At 71.1% G+C, this 1,064-nt stretch carries 2 protein-coding genes; both read right to left on the reverse strand.

Annotated features, from left to right (window positions below):
- Positions 1 to 47 precede the first annotated feature (47 nt).
- A complete protein-coding gene (locus tag FV228_RS30640; protein ID WP_147857844.1) occupies positions 48 to 788 on the reverse strand; it encodes an ABC transporter ATP-binding protein in 741 nt (246 codons plus the stop codon).
- On the reverse strand, positions 785 to 1,000 hold the full coding sequence (locus FV228_RS30645) for a hypothetical protein (protein ID WP_147857845.1): 216 nt from the start codon (positions 998 to 1,000) through the stop codon (positions 785 to 787). Before FV228_RS30645 ends, FV228_RS30640 begins: the two co-directional genes overlap by 4 nt.
- Between the last annotated feature and the right edge of the window lie 64 nt (positions 1,001 to 1,064).

Raw genomic sequence — 1,064 nt, forward strand, 5'->3', positions numbered from 1 at the left:
CCCCCGCAGAGGGGGGAGGGAGAGCGCGCGTAACGTCCGGTCGGCCATCACGCCGCCGCCCTCCCCGGCTCTGCGACGAGACGGCGGAACGCGTCGGCCAGGTTTTCGCCGGGCGCGCCGATAGACCCGGCCCGGCCCCGGGCGACGATCCGGCCCCGGTGCAGGACCACGGCCTCGTCCTCCGGAGAAATCTCCTCGAAGATGTGGGTCGCCCACAGGACCGACAGGCCTTCCTCGCTCACCAGGGCGCGGACGATGGCCACGATGTCGGCCCGGGATTCGAGATCGAGGCCCACGGTCGGCTCGTCGAGCAGGAGCAGGTCCGGCCGATGGATCAGCGAGCGGGCGATCTCGATCCGGCGCGACTGGCCGCCCGACAGCGTGCGGACCTTGTCGTGCCTGCGGTCCGCCAAGCCGACCCGGTCGAGCAACGCGCCGACGCGCAGCTTCCCGACCGTGCGGGTGATACCGTGCAGGCTGGCGTGATAGAGCAGGTTCTGCTCGACGGTGAGGTCGGTATCCAGCGTGCGTGCCTGGAACACCACGCCGAGCCGAGCCAGCGCCCGGGAGGGCTCCCGGTCGAGTCCGTGGCCGAAGATCGAGACCCGGCCGCTCTGGTTGTTGTACAACCGGGTGATCACCGAGAACAACGTGGTCTTGCCGGCGCCGTTCGGCCCCAGCAACGCCGCGAAGCGCCCGCGCTCCACCGTGATCGACACGTCGTCCAGCGCCGCGCGGGCCCCGAACCGGTGGCCGACATGCTCGACCAAGAGTGCCGCCTCGCTCATCGCCCGAGCGTCCGGCGAGCATCCGTCACCGCGTCGAGGCACTCGTCGAACTCACCCTCCTTCTGCTCGCGTTCGGCCACCCGGAGGGCTTTCTTGAGTTTTGGGAGAGCGGCTTCGGACGGATTCGCCGCCAACGCGTCGCGGATCATCGCGATGCCCTCCGCGCAGGACGCCGCGTCGTCGGCCGCCAGGGCGGGCGCGGTCAAAAAGATGCTGACGAGTAAGAGCGCGAACCCCCTCCCCCCCCTGCGGGGGAGGGTGGCCCCCGAAGGGGGG

The sequence above is a fragment of the Methylobacterium sp. WL18 genome, from assembly GCF_008040015.1.
GTDB classification, from domain to species: Bacteria; Pseudomonadota; Alphaproteobacteria; order Rhizobiales; family Beijerinckiaceae; genus Methylobacterium; species Methylobacterium mesophilicum.

What these genes read in the sequence shown, in the direction of transcription:
- FV228_RS30640 (WP_147857844.1), bottom strand. Translation starts at nt 788, where the DNA reads ATGAGCGAGGCGGCACTCTTGGTCGAGCATGTCGGCCACCGGTTCGGG.